The organism is Myroides sp. ZB35 (assembly GCF_001865835.1).
Lineage (GTDB): Bacteria > Bacteroidota > Bacteroidia > Flavobacteriales > Flavobacteriaceae > Flavobacterium > Flavobacterium odoratimimum.
The window spans coordinates 2971324-2990874 of the sequence record NZ_CP017769.1 but is presented as its reverse complement, the minus strand read 5'-3'; the positions used below and the strand labels follow the sequence as shown (position 1 = coordinate 2990874).

At 33.7% G+C, this 19551-nt stretch carries 17 protein-coding genes; 4 read left to right on the top strand and 13 right to left on the bottom strand.

Annotation, left to right across the window (positions count from 1 at the left end; genetic code table 11):
- Nucleotides 1-34: 34 nt before the first annotated feature.
- Entirely contained in the window at nucleotides 35-1012 is a 978-nt protein-coding gene (locus BK054_RS13295; protein WP_006258986.1) for a deoxyhypusine synthase family protein, read from the bottom strand.
- Nucleotides 1013-1248: 236 nt separating this feature from the next.
- On the opposite strand from BK054_RS13295, the gene BK054_RS13290 reads away from it, so the two are divergent.
- Nucleotides 1249-1701, top strand: coding sequence for a PaaI family thioesterase (locus tag BK054_RS13290; RefSeq protein WP_006258987.1), 453 nt, complete (start codon nucleotides 1249-1251; stop codon nucleotides 1699-1701).
- Between the two features lie 354 nt (nucleotides 1702-2055).
- Here BK054_RS13290 and BK054_RS13285 read toward each other — a convergent pair whose 3' ends face one another.
- From BK054_RS13285 to BK054_RS13275, 3 genes are all read right to left on the bottom strand, one after another.
- On the bottom strand, nucleotides 2056-2814 hold the full coding sequence (locus tag BK054_RS13285; RefSeq protein WP_006258988.1) for a LytR/AlgR family response regulator transcription factor: 759 nt from the start codon (nucleotides 2812-2814) through the stop codon (nucleotides 2056-2058).
- Nucleotides 2815-2817: 3 nt separating this feature from the next.
- Nucleotides 2818-3870 (bottom strand): sensor histidine kinase, encoded by a 1053-nt coding sequence (locus BK054_RS13280; protein ID WP_006258989.1) that lies wholly within the window; start codon nucleotides 3868-3870, stop codon nucleotides 2818-2820.
- 154 nt (nucleotides 3871-4024) lie between these two features.
- A complete protein-coding gene (locus BK054_RS13275) occupies nucleotides 4025-4612 on the bottom strand; it encodes a GNAT family N-acetyltransferase (protein WP_225581542.1) in 588 nt (195 codons plus the stop codon).
- A gap of 398 nt (nucleotides 4613-5010) precedes the next feature.
- Here BK054_RS13275 and BK054_RS13270 point away from each other — a divergent pair, with 398 nt between their 5' ends.
- The gene (locus BK054_RS13270; RefSeq protein WP_006265204.1) at nucleotides 5011-7416 is read left to right on the top strand and encodes a TonB-dependent receptor domain-containing protein; all 2406 of its coding nucleotides are present in this window, start codon (nucleotides 5011-5013) and stop codon (nucleotides 7414-7416) included.
- Between the two features lie 142 nt (nucleotides 7417-7558).
- Here BK054_RS13270 and BK054_RS13265 read toward each other — a convergent pair whose 3' ends face one another.
- The 4 genes from BK054_RS13265 to BK054_RS13250 form a co-directional block, all read right to left on the bottom strand.
- Nucleotides 7559-7948 carry a (deoxy)nucleoside triphosphate pyrophosphohydrolase gene (locus BK054_RS13265; RefSeq protein ID WP_006265203.1) on the bottom strand — a complete coding sequence of 130 codons (390 nt, stop codon included), beginning with the start codon at nucleotides 7946-7948 and terminating at the stop codon, nucleotides 7559-7561.
- Nucleotides 7949-8356: 408 nt separating this feature from the next.
- Nucleotides 8357-9268, bottom strand: coding sequence for a hypothetical protein (locus tag BK054_RS13260; RefSeq protein ID WP_006265202.1), 912 nt, complete (start codon nucleotides 9266-9268; stop codon nucleotides 8357-8359).
- A 107-nt stretch (nucleotides 9269-9375) separates the two neighbouring features.
- Nucleotides 9376-9933, bottom strand: a complete 558-nt coding sequence (locus BK054_RS13255) for a hypothetical protein (protein WP_006258996.1) — start codon at nucleotides 9931-9933, stop codon at nucleotides 9376-9378.
- Between the two features lie 166 nt (nucleotides 9934-10099).
- Nucleotides 10100-10363: a (2Fe-2S) ferredoxin domain-containing protein gene (locus tag BK054_RS13250; RefSeq protein ID WP_006258997.1), complete on the bottom strand. Its 264-nt coding sequence runs from the start codon at nucleotides 10361-10363 to the stop codon at nucleotides 10100-10102.
- Between the two features lie 74 nt (nucleotides 10364-10437).
- Here BK054_RS13250 and BK054_RS13245 point away from each other — a divergent pair, with 74 nt between their 5' ends.
- A complete protein-coding gene (locus BK054_RS13245) occupies nucleotides 10438-11508 on the top strand; it encodes a DUF3810 domain-containing protein (RefSeq protein ID WP_006265201.1) in 1071 nt (356 codons plus the stop codon).
- A 4-nt stretch (nucleotides 11509-11512) separates the two neighbouring features.
- Here BK054_RS13245 and BK054_RS13240 read toward each other — a convergent pair whose 3' ends face one another.
- The 4 genes from BK054_RS13240 to guaA all read right to left on the bottom strand — a co-directional run bounded on the left by BK054_RS13240 (nucleotide 11513) and on the right by guaA (nucleotide 17004).
- Nucleotides 11513-12802 (bottom strand): NAD(P)/FAD-dependent oxidoreductase, encoded by a 1290-nt coding sequence (locus BK054_RS13240; protein WP_006258999.1) that lies wholly within the window; start codon nucleotides 12800-12802, stop codon nucleotides 11513-11515.
- A gap of 323 nt (nucleotides 12803-13125) precedes the next feature.
- Nucleotides 13126-13350, bottom strand: coding sequence for a DUF3820 family protein (locus tag BK054_RS13235; protein WP_006259000.1), 225 nt, complete (start codon nucleotides 13348-13350; stop codon nucleotides 13126-13128).
- Nucleotides 13350-15407 carry a LysM peptidoglycan-binding domain-containing protein gene (locus tag BK054_RS13230; protein ID WP_006265200.1) on the bottom strand — a complete coding sequence of 686 codons (2058 nt, stop codon included), beginning with the start codon at nucleotides 15405-15407 and terminating at the stop codon, nucleotides 13350-13352. The genes BK054_RS13235 and BK054_RS13230 overlap by 1 nt, the downstream gene beginning before the upstream one ends.
- A 70-nt stretch (nucleotides 15408-15477) precedes the next feature.
- Nucleotides 15478-17004: a glutamine-hydrolyzing GMP synthase gene (gene guaA / locus BK054_RS13225; protein ID WP_006261108.1), complete on the bottom strand. Its 1527-nt coding sequence runs from the start codon at nucleotides 17002-17004 to the stop codon at nucleotides 15478-15480.
- A gap of 243 nt (nucleotides 17005-17247) precedes the next feature.
- On the opposite strand from guaA, the gene gltS reads away from it, so the two are divergent.
- The gene (gene gltS / locus BK054_RS13220) at nucleotides 17248-18456 is read left to right on the top strand and encodes a sodium/glutamate symporter (protein ID WP_058699569.1); all 1209 of its coding nucleotides are present in this window, start codon (nucleotides 17248-17250) and stop codon (nucleotides 18454-18456) included.
- 162 nt (nucleotides 18457-18618) lie between these two features.
- Here the strand turns inward: gltS and BK054_RS13215 are convergent, their stop codons facing one another.
- Nucleotides 18619-19350 (bottom strand): MBL fold metallo-hydrolase, encoded by a 732-nt coding sequence (locus tag BK054_RS13215; RefSeq protein ID WP_006265198.1) that lies wholly within the window; start codon nucleotides 19348-19350, stop codon nucleotides 18619-18621.
- Nucleotides 19351-19551: the final 201 nt, after the last annotated feature.

The following is a 19551-nucleotide window of genomic DNA, read 5'->3' as shown; positions in this document are numbered from 1 at the left end:
TTCCGACCATGACTACCCGAAGGCTCTTTCTAATTTATTGTTTCAATACCCATGAGAAAATCAATGGGGCTACAATAGTAGCATCTGATTCGATTACATAACTTGGTGTATCTACGTCTAGTTTACCCCAAGTAATCTTCTCGTTTGGAATACATCCTGAGTAAGATCCAAAAGAAGTGGTAGAATCTGTAATCTGACAGTAGTATCTCCATCTCAATACTGAATCATCCTCTAAATCCTGTGCCCACATAGGAGCTACACACATAGCGAAATCTCCAGCAATACCTCCTCCTATCTGGAAGAAACCAACTCCCTGATCTACAGCATTCTTTTTATACCAATCTGCTAACCACACCATATAGTCTATTCCACTGTTCACTGTTCTAGACTTCAATTCCCCCTTGATTACATAAGAAGCGAAGATATTCCCCATCGTAGAGTCTTCCCATCCTGGTACTACGATTGGTAAGTTTTTTTCTGCAGCAGCTAGCATCCATGAGTTTTTAGGATCTATCTCATAATGCTCTTCTAACACACCGCTTAATAGTAACTTATACATATACTCATGTGGAAAATAACTCTCACCTGCTGCTTCGCTATCTTTCCATATTTTCTCGATATGCCCTTGTATTCTTCTAAATGCTTCTTCTTCAGGGATACACGTATCCGTAACACGGTTATATTTATTCTCTAACAGCGCTAACTCATCCTCAGGAGTTAAGTCTCTATAGTTAGGAATTCTTTTATAATGAGAATGCGCTACTAAGTTCATAATATCCTCCTCTAAGTTAGCCCCTGTACATGAAATAATAGCTACTTTGTCCTGTCTAATCATCTCTGCTAATGAGATTCCTAGCTCAGCAGTACTCATCGCACCTGCAAGAGAAATAAGCATCTTCCCTCCTTCATCTAAAAACTTTTCATACCCTTGAGCAGCATCTACTACAGTTGCTGAGTTAAAGTGGCGATAATTATGCGCCATAAATTGAGAAATAGGTCCTCTATTTTCCATTTTACTTGTATTGATTAAATTATTATTTAATAATGATATAGCCTTATCACGCTATTTTTGGGATACAAAGATTAGGATATAGAAAAAGGTTTTTTTTATCAAATGATAAAAAATTTTTTACATTTTTAGCAGTTATAATCCATACTCTAATCAGGTTAAATTTTTGTACTTCAATAAAAATAACTTTATTTGTAATAGAGGGATTCCTCTATCGAATAACAACCAAAACAAATATTATGACACAAGCAATCCAAGATCTATATCCTGAGAGCTTAGCGCACTGCTATGGCTGTGGAAAAAACAATCCTAATGGACATCAACTAAAAACATATCTTGACGGAGAAGAAACAATCGCTCGTTTTACTCCAGATACTAAATACACTGCTATACCAGGAAGCGTATATGGTGGTTTAATCGCTTCTCTACTAGACTGTCATGGTACAGGATCAGCAGCGGCATTTTTGTGTAAGCACAATAATATCCCACTAGAAGACACTATACCTGTGAGATGTGTAACAGCTTCTCTTAAAGTTGATTTTAAAGCCTCTACTCCTATGGGAGAAGAACTAGTGCTAAAGGGTAAACTAAGAAGCATAGAGGGCAGAAAGGTATGGGTAGATCTAACCCTAGAGGCTAATGGAATAATCTGTGCTACGGGTGAAATCTTAGCTATCCAATTAAAAGAGTAAGGGTTTGTATTTTTGTGATGTCGTTTTTTTATAAAATCGCGATGGTGTGAAATCGATTGGTCTATGCTGTCCATGTATAGTATATCACACCCTCTAAGTACATTATAGAGGTGCATACACACCACGAATTAAATATCTGCGACAGCACAAGTAGTAAAGCCTTATTAGCAATACAGCTAAAAGAGTAATCATATATGTTAAAAAAGGGAACCTCAATATAAGGTTCCCTTTTTTTAACTTACACTATATCAACAACTAGTAAAATCATTTAGTCTATAATATTAGAGTAAACTGTATTAAGCCCGTAGGGCAAGACTGTAAACTAATTACTGTGAACCGTTAACCTCCTAAGGACTATGTGTCAAGCCATTGCTTTATCGCTCGTGTTCTTTCTCTACTTAGATCTACCTCTACATCACCCTGTAATACTACACTTACCTTACTGTTTAGATTATTCTGAATAGCAGTGATGCTCTCGTAGCTTATTAGATATTGTCTAGATATTCTAAAGAATCGATTAGGATCTAATTCTGATTCTAGTTCTTCCATAGTGAATGGTAATACGTGAACAGATTTATCAAACATAACTGCTTTAGACAAACGAAATTCCGTATAGATATAGGCAATATCACTTGTCTGTACAACTTTATACCTATCGTTATTACTCAGTAAAAAACGTGTTCTATAACTCTGTTTCTTTCCGTGTATAACTTCGGTTAGATTACTTAAGATTTCTTTATCTAAGACCTGTAATTGATGCAGTTTTTTATACTTCGCTATGCTTTGTTCTAAGGCAGATTTTTTGATTGGTTTTAATAAATAATCTATACTGTTAACCTGAAATACTTGTAAGGCATACTGATCATAAGCTGTCGTAAAAACAATCGGTACATTTACTTCTATAGCATCAAATATTTCGAAGCATACTCCATCTCCTAATCTTATATCCATAAAGATTAGGTCAATATCATCATGCTGTTCTAGCCATTCTATACAGTCCTCTACACCTTCTATAACCTGTACGACCTGAATATCTTCTTTTATATCCTGAAGTAAGGTAGTCAGATGCTGTGCATTATACTGTTCGTCTTCTACTATCAATACTTTTATCATAGCTTATAACAATGGGATTTTAACTCTAAAAACGGATACGGTCTGTTCTATCACGACCTCTCTGTCTTCGATCAGTAAGTATCTCTTCTTTATATTCGTCAGTCCTAACTTAGAAGAATGAGGAAGAGTGTTCAATAATTGGAGGTTATTCTCAATAATTAAATATTCTTCTTCCCCATAAATATTCACAAAGAGGGGACTTTTTTTGGTTGCTTTATTGTGTTTTATTGCGTTTTCTAATAACAATTGTAAAGTCATGGGTGGAATCTTCATTCCTAACAGCTCTGGTCTGACATTGATCTCTACTTGTATACTTTCGCCAAAGCGAATCTTAATCAAGTATAAATAATCAATCAAGAACTGTATCTCCTTGGCTAGACTGACTAAGTCATGCTCTAGGTTTACCAATAGATAGCGTTGCACATCAGACAATCGCTCTAAGAATTCACTTGCTTTCTCTTTATCTTCTTGGATTAGGCTTCTTAGTACACTGTAATTATTAAACATAAAGTGTGGGTCTAATTGAGCTTTTAAAGATGCTAGTTGGCTCTGTAATACTATTTCTTTCATCTGTGCATTTTCATAAACAGACTCTTTCCACATCTTTACTAGCTTTCTTCCATTGTGTACAACAATAACAAAGACAGTAAGGCATAAGCCTATAAAAAACATCTGTCTAGCGCCTAACCAGTCTTCTCGTGCTGTATGATCTTGATCTATTAAATAGTAATCTGTCACAATAACTAAAAATAAGAAGACTACAACACAAATAATCACATGCAATACTCCAAACCGAATTACTTCTTTTATAGAATACGTCTTTATCGGCAATCGGTCTGACAGATAAATACCTAGGGTAGTCACAATCCAACTGATAGCTATAAACCAAATCACATCTGCCGTAAAGGTATATCCACTCTCAAAAGAAACTATCTGATACTGATCTGCAGTACTAATAATGTACAACGAAAAAATAAAAAACAACGCTACTAAGAGCGTTAAAGCTACTCTATACCTCCATTCTTTCTTACTCCTCTTTTGCTTTTGTGTTTTCATTACAGATTAAAATTATGCTATTCTTTCCTGATTTTTTCGATTATATACCTAAAGTAACAAAAAACAAAGCTCGTTTTACATTTTTTATAACTGAACTTGTCTTCCTTAGTCTTAAGTTAAGAAATAGCTCTCAATTACAATACCAGAATAGCATTTAACCTATTACTTTCATCATATAATAATACCCTGAAAAGCCAAGTTTATCACTTGTTCGTTCGTCTAATTCGTTGTATTTCACTTCTACAAAACCTATTTGCTCATATAGTTTTTTTGCACGAGGGTTCTCTTTAATTACATCTAAACTTACATATCTTGCATGATGTTCTAAAGCTAACTTTTCTACTTCTTCTAATAGCATTTTTCCGACTCCTAATCCTCTAAAATTCTCATCTACCGCAATAGCATCTACATAGACCACATCCTTATCTCTCTTAGAAGGAAAGTACATAATGAGCTGCATCATCTTATAAAGTCCTCTTATCAGCCCATATACCTTAATCATAATACTCAGAGAAATATTCAAAGTACATTGACCATTGTGTTGATAAGCTGCTACACCTATTAATTCTCCTTCACTAGAACGTGCCACGATAATATGCTTAGCATCTAGAGATGCTAAAATAACTTGATGTATTTCTTCCTCTGTCCCTAGTATTCCTTTTAGTTTTTCATTAAAAGCCTGTTGCAAAACATGAGCCGCAGTACTGCGATATCCCCTGCCCAAATATCTATTTATTCTCATCTTCTCTTATTATTCTTACACAAAAATACAGGAGTATTCAGCTCTTATAGGGTATAGATACATCAATTGACATTTTTTGCTCTTGAATAACCTATTCACTTCTATTTAACCCAGATTATGCAATAGACATATAAACGAAAAGTAATTATACAAAATAGGTCTGAATTAGTGATTAAAGCATACTATAGTATGGTTTTAGAGCTAATGAAAGAACTATGAAGTAGAATTGCTTTGTAGTATTTGGCTAATGCGTAATGTGGGTTTAAGCTTAATTGCACTATAATCATCGTTTCGGTGGCTTTAGTATAGAAATGAGTTAGTTAATGTAAAAGTTCCAATAAGCCATAAAACATCCTAATACATTTGCCTCAGAAATAAATGCTAATGCTATTTTAATTATGAAGCAACTATTATTAATTCTATTAGGGGTAATGACTTTACCTTCTTGGGCTCAATCTCAATTACAAGGGGTGATAAAAGACACACAAGCCAATCCTATCGGATGGGCAACTGTAATCTTGCAAGCAACGGACAATCCTAAAGAGGAATACTTTATCACAAGTGAGGAAGATGGAACTTTTGTTTTCACAGATATAAAATCAAAAGGAAGTTTTAAACTAACTGCTAGCTTTATAGGGTATAAAGATACAGTCTCTACTATCACTATAAATGATCATACAACACCGATCAATCTAATCATACAAAGTGACGAAAACATCTTAGATGAGGTAATGATCACCAGCCATAGAAAGGCTCTTAAAGTAACTCCTGGCAAAGCTACATTAAATATAGAGCAGAGTAACTTAGCACAAACACAGTCTGCCTATGATGTACTAAAAACACTCCCTGGGGTTACTATTAGTCAAAATGGAGAGTTAAAAATAAAAGGCAAATCAGGTGTCACGGTATTAATGGACGGGCAGCCTACTCAGCTATCTGCAGAACAATTAAAGACCATACTTAAAGGGACTCCTGGCTCTACTTTAGAGTCTATAGAAATTATGAATATACCACCTGCTAATATAGATGCTTCTGGTACAGGTGGAGTAATTAATATTATCTCTAAGAAAAAGCTAGTTCAGGGCTTTTATGGAACAGTTAATTCAACAGTCGGTATTAGTAATAAAGTAAGCACAGATCACTCCTTAAACTTAGGGTATGGCAATGACAACTGGAACTATAACTTCTTGTATTCATTTAGCTATTCTCCTGATAGATTAAGAGAGAGATATGATAAAAAAGATCTGGCTTCATTAGATCATACATGGTCAAATCAGTATCAGTTCTCGGTTCTTAATAGTAAATCTCACTTAGTCAAACTAGATATAGATAGAACATTCCAGAATGGTCATGTACTAAGCTTAAAAACGTCTATGGATTATAACGATACTCCTAGTACAGTACATACCAACACAGCGTTAGGAAACAATAACGATCTCTATCACAGTGTACAGAAGAATGAAAGCAAGAGTAAATTGACTAGTTTTAAAGCTGATGTAATCTATAAAATGAAAATAGCAGAAAAGGAAAGTTGGACTACTTCCATTGGTACCATGTATGTCAAATCAGATATCAATGATGTAATCTATGGTAATAATGGACAACTATTACTACCACACGCCTTACTGACCAAACAGCAGAATAAATATCCTACAGATAGAAAAGAGTTCAATTTTAAATCTGATTATCAGAAACAACTGTGGGATGAAGAAAATACAACTGCAAAAGTAGAGTTTGGCGTAAAGAGTAATTATTCTATTCTGAAAACAGATGAACGTTTATATACATTCATCTCCAATGGAAACGACATTAATGCTTTGCACAAAAGTCAATTTGAATATAAAACAGGTGTACATGCTTTCTATGGATCAGTAGATATGACATTCGATAAATGGGCTATAACAGCAGGTTTAAGAGGAGAATACACACATATCAATGGAGATACCTTAGCTCATAAAAAGTTAATAAAACAAGATTACTTCTCGCTATTCCCTACTGTACAACTAACGTATACAGCTAGTGATTACTATTCTGTAATGGCTTCTTACTCTAGAAGAATAGAAAGACCTGAGTTCGATAAATTAAACCCTGCTATTCGTTATCTAAATAGTACAACAACATCAATGGGTAATCCTAATCTACAGCCTGAATATTCTAATAATATAGAATTAGATCAGCAGTTCTTAGGTTTCATAGATTTATCTATCGGATATAGTCGCATTACAGACCCTATGCTATACAGCTATTTCAACGAAGGAATAAACAAGTCATATTTCACAAGTATTAATGGCAAAAGTAGAAGTGAATGGTATGCTTCGTTATCTGCTCCTATACCAGGTATCAACTGGTGGGAAAACTACCATGGGGTTTACTTTTTTAATACTCGATTTGACAATAACTTAATCAATGAGAATAAAAATAGTGTTGGGGTATTTACCTATAACAACTTTAAGTTGCCTTATAATATGAATATCGAGCTTACTGCTTGGTACCAAAACGGAGGAATAGAGTCTAACTTTAGATATCGTTCATTAGGAGAAGTAAACTTGGGAGTCAGTAAGAAATTCTTAAATGAGAAATTTACAACTACACTTGCAGTAAGTGATCTGTTCAAAACAGGAGGTATTAGAACAACAATTTTAGAACATCCTGATCAACTGACCAACTTCACTGTAAAGAATGATATGAGAGTATTCAAACTAGGAATAACTTATAATTTCGGTGGAAAGAACAAAAAAGGAGATGTTCCACAAGAGGAAACAACGATAAACAAAGGACATTCTCCTGTCAAAATTATTAAATAGACCATCAAATAATTATGTTTCAATAGGTCAATGAAGTATGTATTATTTTCAACTTCTTCACTATTCTTATATAATGCATATCGTAGTTGACCTCGGAGAGGCTGTCTTATTAGGCAGCCTCTTATCGTTTATACACTTCCTATTATTCTAACTTTAATGCCAAATACTCTTTCACGATAGGAATATCAGCTTCAGCCCAATCGTAGTTTAATAAATCCTGATAATCAACCCATAAGACTTGAGCGTGTTCTTTTAATTCAAACTCTTGTGAAGTTGTACTACAAATAAAAGGAAATAATTCTAGAGAAAATGTATCATAGTGATGACTTACAGGTGTTAGCCTTGATTGTACTACAATATTTAGATTGAGTTCTTCTTTTACCTCCCTTACAATACATACTTCATCTTTCTCCCCTCTTTCAACCTTACCCCCAGGGAACTCCCATTTATAAGGTAATAGCATATTCTGATTTCGCTGAGCTATCAAAACCTTCTGATTAAACTCAATGATGGCACAAGTAACCCTTAACATAATAATAAATTTTAACATTTATAAAAAACACAATCCAATATACGATTTACACAACAATAAGCTTATATCATCTCTTTAAAACAACTATCTAATTAAATACAAGACACTTATATCCTCTAAAATGCAATATTACATCTTTATTATTGTTAGTATCCTGACTTTCACTAGTATACTAAAGGTATACTTTATGTTAATACCACTCCTGTTGGATTGCATATATTATGAGATACACATACATTTGCACTGCTTTTAACGATAAAAAAGCTTTATTTTCTTTGTTCGAAACACAAGTTGGTAATAAAGATCTATCCTAAATTGAATATATATTGCCCCACAATTGAAAATAAATTAAATTGCTATGAGAAAAAAGCCTCAAAAGACAAATGTCTAATGAGGCTTTTTTTTATTTTATCTCTTTAATTCTAGTTCCTTTACCTCTCCTGTCAACATATCTAAGGTATGATAAGTATATAATAGTACTTCATTACCAAAGAGCGCATCTTGTATTCTACCTCTATATTGATATCCTTCTATGGTATTTACCAGTACTCCTGTTTTTACATTCAAGACAAACTCTGCTCCCCAATTATTGGTCTCAGTAGAGGATGCTTCTAACATTAGATATTGATTATCTTCTGACAGTAACATACTTGACGAATTAATACGTACAGGTGATTCTAGTAACGTATTAAAATCAACAGACCAAATCACCTTATATGATAAATCAAGGCAATAAACAATACTACTTTCTGTCAACGCAATTAAATGTTGACTATCATTAGTATACTCTACCTTACCTATCTTTTCTTTTAGGCTAGTTTTTATCTTCTCTGTTTCGCCTGAGACAAAGTCAAATAAATAAAGTGTATCCTTAAAAGTCTCTGAAGGAGCAATGAATTGATTCTTCTCTTTATTAAAACTTCCTTGATAAGTACGGATATTTTTAGGCATTTCTGCTATAATCTCTTTGGTCGCTAAGTCTAAACAAAAAGGTTTTTTATTATGAGCAACGATTAGTACTTTATCAGAGTCTAAACTGAACTCTGCATCATATATAAAATAAGTATTCGTAAAAAACACTTGTTCTTGTGTATCTACACGTAGGATAGCAAAATCTGTTTTAAACGCTCTAGTCGTCTCTGATATTTTATTTATAGCGATATACTTTCCGTCTGGAGAAATGGCATTAATACGCCATTCTTTATAATCTGCAAAGCGAATAACTCGCTCTTCTAGAAAGTCATATAACATTAACCCTTCTTCGTTGCGGTCTTTTTGATATTCAAATAATCCTCTTTTTGCTATTCTATTTATTTTCATCTATGCTTATCTTGTTACTTTGATTCCCTCAAAGCCTTATTGAGCCTGCAAGATAGAAAATCGAGTAAGAAAATCAGCAATTAGTACAGAAGATATTCACAGTGGTATTACCAAGGCATTTTATCTGTTTTTACCTCGTTAGACAGGTCAAAAGAAGCACTGAAATAGCCTGTACTATCTACTCTCTTTAGATTATAAGTATATGTATTATCCTTAATCGTCACCCACCATACATTCCCTGCTATTGTACTCATCATATCTACTGTCTCTTGATCTGATGGGAAAAATTGCATATCAGCAAATCCTGTATTGGTAGCAGTACCTCCATACATCGTGATATCATCTGGTGTTCCGTCCTGGTGTCTATGATCGTGCTTTAGCTTTACTAGTCCATTCTCTAGTGTAAATACCCAAGTACGAGATAAATCTTCACCTACAAAGAATGAGATCTTCACCTCCTCCTCTTTACAAGAGATTACCTTCATCAATAACTCTTTATCTTTAAAATCAGCAGGTACATTAGGAGACACGATTTGACCTGCATATGCTTTTCCACAGTGAGCAGCGAGAGACGCTAAGAATTTCTTAGGATTATCTATGGTCTTCTGTGCAAAAGAAGTAATAGTCATTAAGCAAATCACAAGGGTAAATAAAACACGCTTCATAAATATAAATTAATTAGTTTGCTCCAAACATAGACATTTTAAATTCAATTAACTATCAAGCATATAAAAAAACAAGGCTACTTAGTATACTAAATAGCCTTGTTCTTGTTTGGATCTGACACGCTTTATATTACGGTAATAAAATAAATAGCAATAGTGTCTAGATCTAAGCGATTATATATTCTTGAAAAATCTTCTTTGCTTTCTTTACTCCTACTTCTTTTTTGTACTTGTCATGAGAGGAGATATACACTACAGGAGCGCTCTTACACATTCCTTGACATTTCATCTTACACAAAGAGTAATCGTTAGAAAGCCCACTCTCTTCTAATAAAGCTTTAAAACAACTTTTAGTCTCTTCATTATATCTACAGCATTTTTTTCCATCACAAACGAAGATAGTTCTCTCACCTTTCTTAACTTTACTCATAGTTTTAGAATTTGATACAAATATATTTATTTTTATCTATTCTAAATTAACTAAATAAAATTTAGCACACTTTTATGAAATTAAGATATTGGTTGATATTATTTGTTTGTTCTATTCTTACTTTTAATATTATTACACGTTTTCCTGATGCTATTGAAGCCTTTTATACAAATGGTTTTTATTTCTATTTATGTAATGTTTTCAATACGATTACCAGTCTATTCCCTTTTTCTGTAGGAGATATACTATATACCATTATAGGGTTATTTCTTATCCATAAGTTTTATCAAGTTTTTAAAAAATACAAAGGATGGAAGAAAATCACAATGGCTTGTGCGGCATTAACTTTTAAATGTATTGTTATATTCTATATTCTATTTAATATAGGTTGGGGATTAAACAACTTTAGGCCAACTCTAGAAAGCCAATTAGGAATAGAACGTGGCTATGATCAGGAGAAGTTATTAAATCTAACAACCAAATTAATACAAAGAGCTAATCTATTACAACTAGCTATTACAAATGACAGTACGATAGCTGTAAAGCTAAAACAAGATATCAATACAATATTAGCTGATTCAAAAAAAGGTATTGAACAAATAACCTTCTTGCATCAAATTGATAATACCAACTCATTAGCAATCAAAGAGTCTTTATTTAGCCTTCCTTTAACTTATATGGGGTTCTCTGGATATATCAATCCTTTTACATTAGAAGCGCAGGTAAACAATAAAATACCTACCCTTACCATGATTGTCACAGCATCTCATGAGATGTCTCATCAGTTAGGGTTTGCAAAAGAAAGTGACGCTAACTTTATAGGCTTTATGGCGGCATATAATCAAAAAGATACTGCTTATCAATATGCAGCTATTATCTATGCCCTTAGATACTGTGTGTCCAATATCAATGATAGAGATTCAGTAGAAGTTAAAGCTTTATTTGAAACAATACACCAAGGAGTGAAAGATAACCTAAACGAGAATATTATATTCTGGAGTGAATATAAGAATATCACGGATTCTTTCTTTAAGGTATTTTACAATGGCTTCTTAAAACTTAATAATCAAAAAGAAGGCCTACAATCTTATAATAAGTTTGTAGACCTTCTGATAAATTATGATTTAAAAAATCCTATTCTATAAGACTTTATTCTCTTTCATCCACTTTGTTTTTAAATGGTCGAATGATTAAACGAGCTTGTCTGTCAAACATCATATAGTTATACATCCAGTTCCAGAATACAACTAATTTGTTTCTAAATCCAATTAAAGACATCAAATGAACAAACATCCATACAAACCAAGCAAAGAAACCGCTAAATTGGAACTTAGGTAAGTCCACCACAGCTTTATTACGTCCAATGGTTGCCATAGATCCTTTATCATTATATACAAATGATTTTAAAGGTTGACCATCTCTTAATCTAATCAAGTTATTCGCTAATAATTCTCCTTGCTGTATAGCAGGCTGAGCCATCATAGGGTGTCCCATAGGAGTCTTATCTGTCATCATAGTAGCGACATCACCGATAGCAAAGATATCTGTAAAGCCTTCCACTTGATTGTATTCATTTACTTTTATTCTATTTCCTCTTTGAATAACAGTGGCATCAAAACCATCTACAGTAGCTCCCATTACTCCTGCTGTCCAAATCACCGTTTCTGCTGTGAACTCTTTACCTGATTTTGTATATACTTTCTTACCTTTATAATCTGTTACTATTTCACCTAAGTATACTTTCACACCTAGGTTCTCTAAGAATTCCTGTGCTTTTCTAGATGATTTCTCACTCATTGCATCAAGTACTTTATTAGCACCTTGAATCACGTTGATTTCCATCTTATTAAAGTCTAAGTCCGGGTAATCCTTAGGCAATACATGCTTCTTCATTTCTGCTAAAGCACCTGCAAGTTCAACCCCAGTAGGTCCTGCTCCAACGATCACAAAATTCATTAATGCTTTCTGCTCTTGATCATCTGTAGTCTGTAAAGCCTCTTCAAAGTTCTCTAATACTAAACTACGGATATCTAATGATTCAGGGATAGTCTTCATTGCCATACTATTCTTAGTAATGTTTTCATTACCAAAGAAATTTGTCTTAGATCCTGTAGCAATTACAACATAGTCATAAAAAATCGTACCAATATCAGCAACTACCTTCTTATTTTCAGTATCTATACGTTGAACATTAGCTAATCTAAAGTAAATCTCTTCATAATTTTGTACAACTTTACGAATAGGATATGCAATAGATCCTGACTCCAATCCTCCTGTTGCTACTTGATACAACAGTGGTTGAAACGTATGATAATTATGCTTATCTAAAAGCACAACTTGAAAATTTTTGTTCTTTAGTTTTTTAGCAAGTGCTAAACCCCCAAAACCTCCACCAATAATAACAACACGTGGGCGCTTTGAAGTAGGAATATTCATCATAATCACTCGATTTTTACAATGCAAATTTACAATAATTAATTCGCATTGATAAAAATTTCAGTTTTCTAAATTTCGCTTAATCTATGTTCTAATTTAAGACAAAAGAAGATTTAAAGCCCTATTTTTATTGATTTGATAATTTGAGTTACGCTAATTATAGAACTTTTACTTCTAATGCTAAAAAACTAACAATTACATTATTTTAATAATTTTCATACGTTTTTGACAAATACCTGAACTTTATAATTTTACTTAGTATACGATTATGAAAAAAGGCAAGCTGTTATTCACAACTTGCCTTTTCTCTATGTAATAATCAATGATTATTTAAAATTATTTCTAATATTTCGTATTAAGGGTTCTAATCCATTTAATTTTAACTCATAGATTAGACCTAATTGTTCTCCTAGTTTACCCTTTGGGAAGCCTTTATTATGATACCAAACGATATAATGTTCTGGTAAATCAATCAAATACCTTCCTTCATATTTGCCATAAGGCATTTTAGTATGAGCGAGTTCTACTAAGTACTTTTCATTATCTATCATTAGTTAAGCACCTTTACATTTAAGTCTGTATCATACTGTAGTAAGTATACTCCACTATTTCTAAGTGTTCCTTCTGGATTTCTACTATAACTAAATCTATTCTCTATTTCTTGAGATTTTTTACCAATAGTTGGTATAAACCCTTCTTTCTGGAACATTCTGAAAATCACATCTAATGTCACATCAAATCCTCTTGTAGCAAAACGATTAGGATACACATTATATCTGTTTTTATACTCTTGTCCAAATAAAGATTCAGATCTAGACTCTCTTGAATCTCTCGTTACTGAAGGGAAAGTATATTTTAAATCAACTAAAGTCTCTATTCTAATCTCACTGTAATCAAAGACATCTGACTTGTCAAAAGAGGCAATCTGAATATCATAATCCTTTGTTTTATTCTTTAACTTATCTGTGAATAATAATGCCGATGCTATACTATTAGAATCTAGTACAAAGACATTTTTCTTATCTTTTACTAGCGTTTTATCTATCTCTCCTATTTGACTAGTACTAATCATTTTTATCTCAGGAAAGTACTGATTCATAAACTGCTTTGTCGATTGTTTTTTATCATCAACAATTACGGTAATCTTAGCGCCTGTCTTCTTAAAGTACTCTAGTAACTGATTTTTAAGCACATTACTATAAGGCATAGTCTGTACAAGTCTATTAGACGCAGTAGCTTTCTCATTTGACAATGGAGACACTAGTATTACTTTGTCATTAGGCAAAGCCTTTACAGCAGCATCTACATTACTCTGATAAAATGGCCCAATAATCACATCTGTATTACTAAAGTCTTTAGAGTTAAATAAGCTCTTCACACCACTACTATTCTTGCTTTCACTAGAATCATAGACATTTACGGTTAAAGGTAGATTAAGACTCTCTGCATACTCTACAGCCATCTTAGCTCCTGAGTAGAAGTCTAAAGTCATATTCAAGAACCCATCAGAACTCAATTTCGCATCTATATTATCTCCTAACTTATCGATATTAAAAGGCAACAATAACGCTAACTCCTTATGATCTAATCGACTAATAGAATTACTCAAATCAACATAACCTCCTGTTGTATCAACTGTCAAATAACCTTCATTCTCCTCTTTAGGCATATTTTCTTCTACAGCAATATCTAGACCTTCTTTATAAGGCAATATTAACTCCATACCGCTCTTTAATCCTTGTTGAAGATCTGGGTTAAGCTTAATAATCTCCTTAATAGGCACATCATACTTACGACTTATACTATATAGCGTTTGTTGTGGTTCTACTATTAAGCGAATAAACTTATTCTCTTTAGGAGTCTCTGGAGTTACCTCCACTACCTTAGCCTTTGCCTGAAAACCATAAGCAGGCACTTTTATCGTTTGCCCACTTTTAAGACCATCTTTTAGCTCTGGATTCAGCTCTAGTAATCTCTGTACAGAAGTATTGTACGTTACAGCTAGACTATAAAGCGTTGCCTTAGGTTCTACATCTATATTTCTGTAATAGATATTATTAATATCCTTAATTGTATCTGCTGTAGACGATGGTAATGTAGCTGGTATCTTCTTTGGCTTATCCTGTTCATACTGAGTCACATCCATTGAAGATGATTTCTTAGTATTAGGAGCAACAATAATCTCACTATCTGCTAATAACCCCGTTTCTTTTAAAGAAGGATTCCATGTATGTAGATCATTGATAGATACATTGTATTTTTTACTAATACTATACATTGTCTCCTTAGGTTGCACAGTATGCGTTCCTTTAGAAGTAGAAGTATTTTTTGTCTTCTCATCATTTTTCAATAAAGGATTAGCCCCTTTATTCTTTTCTTTCTCTACAAAGTCCTTCGTAGGAATTAATAAAAAACTATTCTCATTGATTCCATTCTTTGCATCAGGATTATACTTCAGTATTTCACTCACAGGTATATCATAATCTCTAGAGATCTTACTTACAGTATCTCCTTTATTCACTCTATACTGAATAAACGAACCCGACTGAGCTAGAACAGACGATGTAAAAACAAATGCCGTTAAGGCTATAAATATCTTCTTTTTCATTAGCAATACAATTTATAAAAAACGATAAGTCGCTATAACAAAGTTACAGCGACTTATTGAATTATTTAAATTATTCCCACTCAATTGTTGCAGGCGGTTTAGAACTAATATCGTAAACCACTCTGTTTACACCTTTTACGCGGTTAATTATTTTATTTGAAATCTCCATTAAGAACTCATAAGGTAAGTGTACCCAGTCTGCAGTCATACCATCTGTAGAAGCAACTGCTCTTAGTGCTACTACTTTTTCGTAAGTACGCTCATCCCCCATTACACCTACACTATTTACAGGTAGAAGGATTGCTCCTGCTTGCCATACAGAGTTATAAAGACCATGTTCTCTAAGTCCTTCTATAAAGATAGCATCTACTTCTTGTAATAATCTTACTTTCTCTTGAGTGATATCTCCTAAGATTCTAATTGCAAGACCTGGTCCTGGGAAAGGATGTCTTCCTAATAACTCAGGGTCTATACCTAAAGAAGCTCCTACTCTACGTACCTCATCTTTAAACAACATACGCAAAGGCTCTACTACTTTTAATTTCATAAAGTCAGGTAAACCTCCTACGTTATGGTGAGATTTAATAGTAGCTGATGGCCCTTTTACAGAGATAGACTCGATTACGTCAGGATATATAGTACCTTGACCTAAGAAAGTAGCATCTTCGATTAATTTAGATTCATCATCAAATACATCGATAAAAGACTTACCAATAGCTTTACGTTTTTGCTCTGGATCTTCTAGACCTGCTAGAGCTTCCATAAAACGATCAGTAGCATCTACTCCTTTTACGTTTAACCCCATTCCATTGTATTGATTTAATACATTTTGGAACTCGTTTTTACGTAATAATCCATTATTTACAAAGATACAGTGTAAATTCTCTCCAATTGCTTTGTGTAATAACACAGCAGCTACTGTAGAATCTACCCCTCCAGATAAAGCCAAAACAACTTTCTCTGATCCAATTTTATTTCTTAAATCTGTTATTGTCTCTTCAACAAAAGCATTTGGAGTAAAATCTTGACTAACACCAGCGATATCTACTAAGAAGTTTTTCAACAGCTGTGCTCCATCTGTAGAATGGTAAACCTCTGGGTGAAACTGGATAGCATAAGTTTGTTCTCCTTCTACTTTATAAGCAGCGTTTTTCACATCTTTAGTACTAGCTAACAACACCCCATTAGTAGGTAATTGTTTAATAGTATCACTGTGACTCATCCATACTTGACTATTATGAGGAATATCTTTAAAGAAAGCATCCTCTGCTATAAAGTCTAAATTCGCTCTACCATACTCACGTGTATCAGATGGTGCTACTTCTCCTCCGAAGAAATGAGCTAAGTACTGAGCACCGTAGCATACTGCTAATAGAGGCATTTTTCCTTTGATATTCGACAAATCTGGGTGTAACGCTTCTTCTGAGCGAACTGAATAAGGACTACCTGATAAAATAACAGCTTTATATTCTGTCAAATCCTTAGGCATATCATTATAAGGTAAGATTTCGCAGAATATATTTAACTCGCGAACCCTTCTCGCAATCAACTGTGTGTATTGCGATCCAAAATCTAAAATAAGTACATTGTGTTGCATGCGCAAAAATAGTTATATTCTACGTATCTCAAAAAAGTTTTTAGAATTTCTTTCTATTTCTTATTTACCTCTACACCCAAGCCTAGTAACCAGTACAAAACAAACTAGTTAACAATTAAAAACATCATTTAAACAAGAATAAAAAGAAGTTTTTTAGGTTACTCCACCCTAGTTTATTTATATTTGCGAACGAAGGTCTGCCTTTAGACCATTATTTTTTCACCTTTAATAGAACAAACTTATATGGATTTTGGAATTTATGAAACGTTAATGCTTGCCTGCTTTGTGTTATTATTAGGACACTTCGTAGTTCAAAAAGTAAACTTTTTTCAAAAATTTAATATCCCCGAACCTGTTGTAGGTGGTTTTATTGTTGCTATGTTTTCTTGGATTGCCTATTCCGTTACTGGCAAAGAATTTACTATTGACGAAAATATCCAACAAGGAATGATGTTTATCTTCTTTTCCTCTATCGGTCTTAATGCTGATTTTAGATCACTTATTAAAGGAGGAAAAGGATTAATCATATTCCTAGTTATAGCAACAGTATTTATTATCTGTCAGAACTTCTTAGGAGTGACTTTAGCTTACTTATTAGAACTAGACCCTAGATTTGGACTAATCGCAGGATCTATCTCACTAACGGGTGGGCATGGAACAGCAGGTGGGTGGGCAGATACCTTTATGGCTAGTGCAACCCCACTTATAGGAGCTAAAGATATCGGTATGGCATGTGCTACTTTTGGACTAATCTTAGGAGGTACAATCGGTGGACCATTAGCATACAAATTATTGCGCAAAAACAACTTTAAAGAACTATCTCCTGAACAAATACAACAGAACGATGAGACTCATGAAATCTCTGTTCCTTCTGTAGTAACAGATAAGAAAGTAAACTATAAAAGCATTATGCTTACAATTACTTTTCTTTCAATCTGTTTAGTTGTAGGACAATATCTAGCTGAGTGGAATACCCAATACGCTTTTAAACTACCTACATTTGTATGGTGTTTATTCATCGGAGTCGTAATTAGAAATGTATTACCTCACCTTTTTAAAGTAAAAATGCATGACGAATCAATAGAAATTTTAGGAAATGCCGGACTATCTATTTTCTTAGCTTGTGCCTTAATGTCTTTAAAAATATGGACTGTAACAGACTTAGCATTACCTATCCTACTAATTCTATTAATACAAGTTACGATGATGTTATTCTTTGCTTACTTTATTACCTACAGAGCTATGGGCAAAGAGTACGATGCTATCGTATTAAGTGCAGGGCACTGTGGATTTGGATTAGGAGCAACAGCAACAGCTGTAGCAAATATCCAAGCTGTAACAAGCCGTTTTGGCCCATCACCTAAAGCATTCCTTATTATTCCTATGGTAGGAGCATTCTTCATAGACATCCTGAATGCATTAATCTTAAATGTATTTGTTACATTTTTATAGAAAACGAGACACAAAATTACATATAAAAAAAGGCTACTTAAACTAGATTTAAGTAGCCTTTTCTGTTGATATTATTTGGTAATCAAACCTTTCACACGAATTTGTAATCGTGGGCATATGGTAATACGTCCCTAAAGTTGTCGCGGATTTATAAACTGTAAACTAACAATACCTCTTGATTAATCGATCTAATTTTTCCTCTATCCCCTCTTCAACCACACCACCGTGATAGCAAATTACACGATTAGGTTTTAGGTTCTTAATCTTCTCAACAGAAGCTAAAGCAGCCTCCATATCCAGAGTAAACTGAGGATTAGCGATATTAAACTCACCCTCCTCTACCACTATCGCATCTGCCGCAATTAATGTCTTACTCTCTGTATCAAAGAATGAAATATGTCCTTTCGTATGCCCTGGCGTAGCTATAACCTGTAATGTATCTTTAAAGAACTGTCCATCCTCTAAAGTTTGAGTAACCTCAAAACGTTTGATACCCTCAAGCTGTTTAATGAAGTCATTTACCCCTCCTTTCATCTCCTCAGGGATATGAGTAAGACTCTCTTTAACTTGTATAAGACGTTCAGACTCTACTCGACCAGAAACAGAGTCAGACTCTATAGCACTACTGATAACCTCTAAAGAAACATATTCCTCTTTAAATTTATGCAATCCTTCTAAATGATCAATATCATCATGAGAAATAATAATTCCTTTCAAGTCAGCTACCATTAGTCCTAGATGCATTAACTCTTGTTTAAACTCTTGAAAATTATAAGTAAAACCACAATCTATTAAATAAGAGGTTCCGTCTGCAAATCCAACTACTACAGGATTAAAAACAGTTGGCTGTCCCTCTGCAGATTGAGCATTTATATGTAATATCTCTATATTCATTGTTTTTATTTTTTGTTTTTTTGTGAAATCGTCTTTTGTGAAACCGTGAAACTGTTTTTTTTGTAAAATCGTGAAAACATGATGTCTCACCTGTTCCCTAGCGCAGCGCCTCCGTAGTAAGCGAAGTGAAACGGAGCGCACGACTCCCTAGCGTAGCGACCCTACGGTTGGCGCGGATTTGCAATCCGTGACATGTAACCT

Coding starts and splice junctions, on each gene's coding strand:
- BK054_RS13215 (WP_006265198.1), bottom strand. CDS start 19,350: ATGAATATAGAGATATTACATATAAATGCTCAATCTGCAGAGGGACAG.
- gltS (WP_058699569.1), top strand. CDS start 17,248: ATGGATTTTGGAATTTATGAAACGTTAATGCTTGCCTGCTTTGTGTTA.
- BK054_RS13295 (WP_006258986.1), bottom strand. CDS start 1,012: ATGGAAAATAGAGGACCTATTTCTCAATTTATGGCGCATAATTATCGC.
- BK054_RS13255 (WP_006258996.1), bottom strand. CDS start 9,933: ATGAAGCGTGTTTTATTTACCCTTGTGATTTGCTTAATGACTATTACT.
- BK054_RS13290 (WP_006258987.1), top strand. CDS start 1,249: ATGACACAAGCAATCCAAGATCTATATCCTGAGAGCTTAGCGCACTGC.
- BK054_RS13275 (WP_225581542.1), bottom strand. CDS start 4,612: ATGAGAATAAATAGATATTTGGGCAGGGGATATCGCAGTACTGCGGCT.
- BK054_RS13235 (WP_006259000.1), bottom strand. CDS start 13,350: ATGATAGATAATGAAAAGTACTTAGTAGAACTCGCTCATACTAAAATG.
- BK054_RS13260 (WP_006265202.1), bottom strand. CDS start 9,268: ATGAAAATAAATAGAATAGCAAAAAGAGGATTATTTGAATATCAAAAA.
- BK054_RS13280 (WP_006258989.1), bottom strand. CDS start 3,870: ATGAAAACACAAAAGCAAAAGAGGAGTAAGAAAGAATGGAGGTATAGA.
- BK054_RS13230 (WP_006265200.1), bottom strand. CDS start 15,407: ATGAAAAAGAAGATATTTATAGCCTTAACGGCATTTGTTTTTACATCG.
- BK054_RS13250 (WP_006258997.1), bottom strand. CDS start 10,363: ATGAGTAAAGTTAAGAAAGGTGAGAGAACTATCTTCGTTTGTGATGGA.
- BK054_RS13240 (WP_006258999.1), bottom strand. CDS start 12,802: ATGATGAATATTCCTACTTCAAAGCGCCCACGTGTTGTTATTATTGGT.
- BK054_RS13285 (WP_006258988.1), bottom strand. CDS start 2,814: ATGATAAAAGTATTGATAGTAGAAGACGAACAGTATAATGCACAGCAT.
- BK054_RS13245 (WP_006265201.1), top strand. CDS start 10,438: ATGAAATTAAGATATTGGTTGATATTATTTGTTTGTTCTATTCTTACT.
- BK054_RS13270 (WP_006265204.1), top strand. CDS start 5,011: ATGAAGCAACTATTATTAATTCTATTAGGGGTAATGACTTTACCTTCT.
- BK054_RS13265 (WP_006265203.1), bottom strand. CDS start 7,948: ATGTTAAGGGTTACTTGTGCCATCATTGAGTTTAATCAGAAGGTTTTG.
- guaA (WP_006261108.1), bottom strand. CDS start 17,004: ATGCAACACAATGTACTTATTTTAGATTTTGGATCGCAATACACACAG.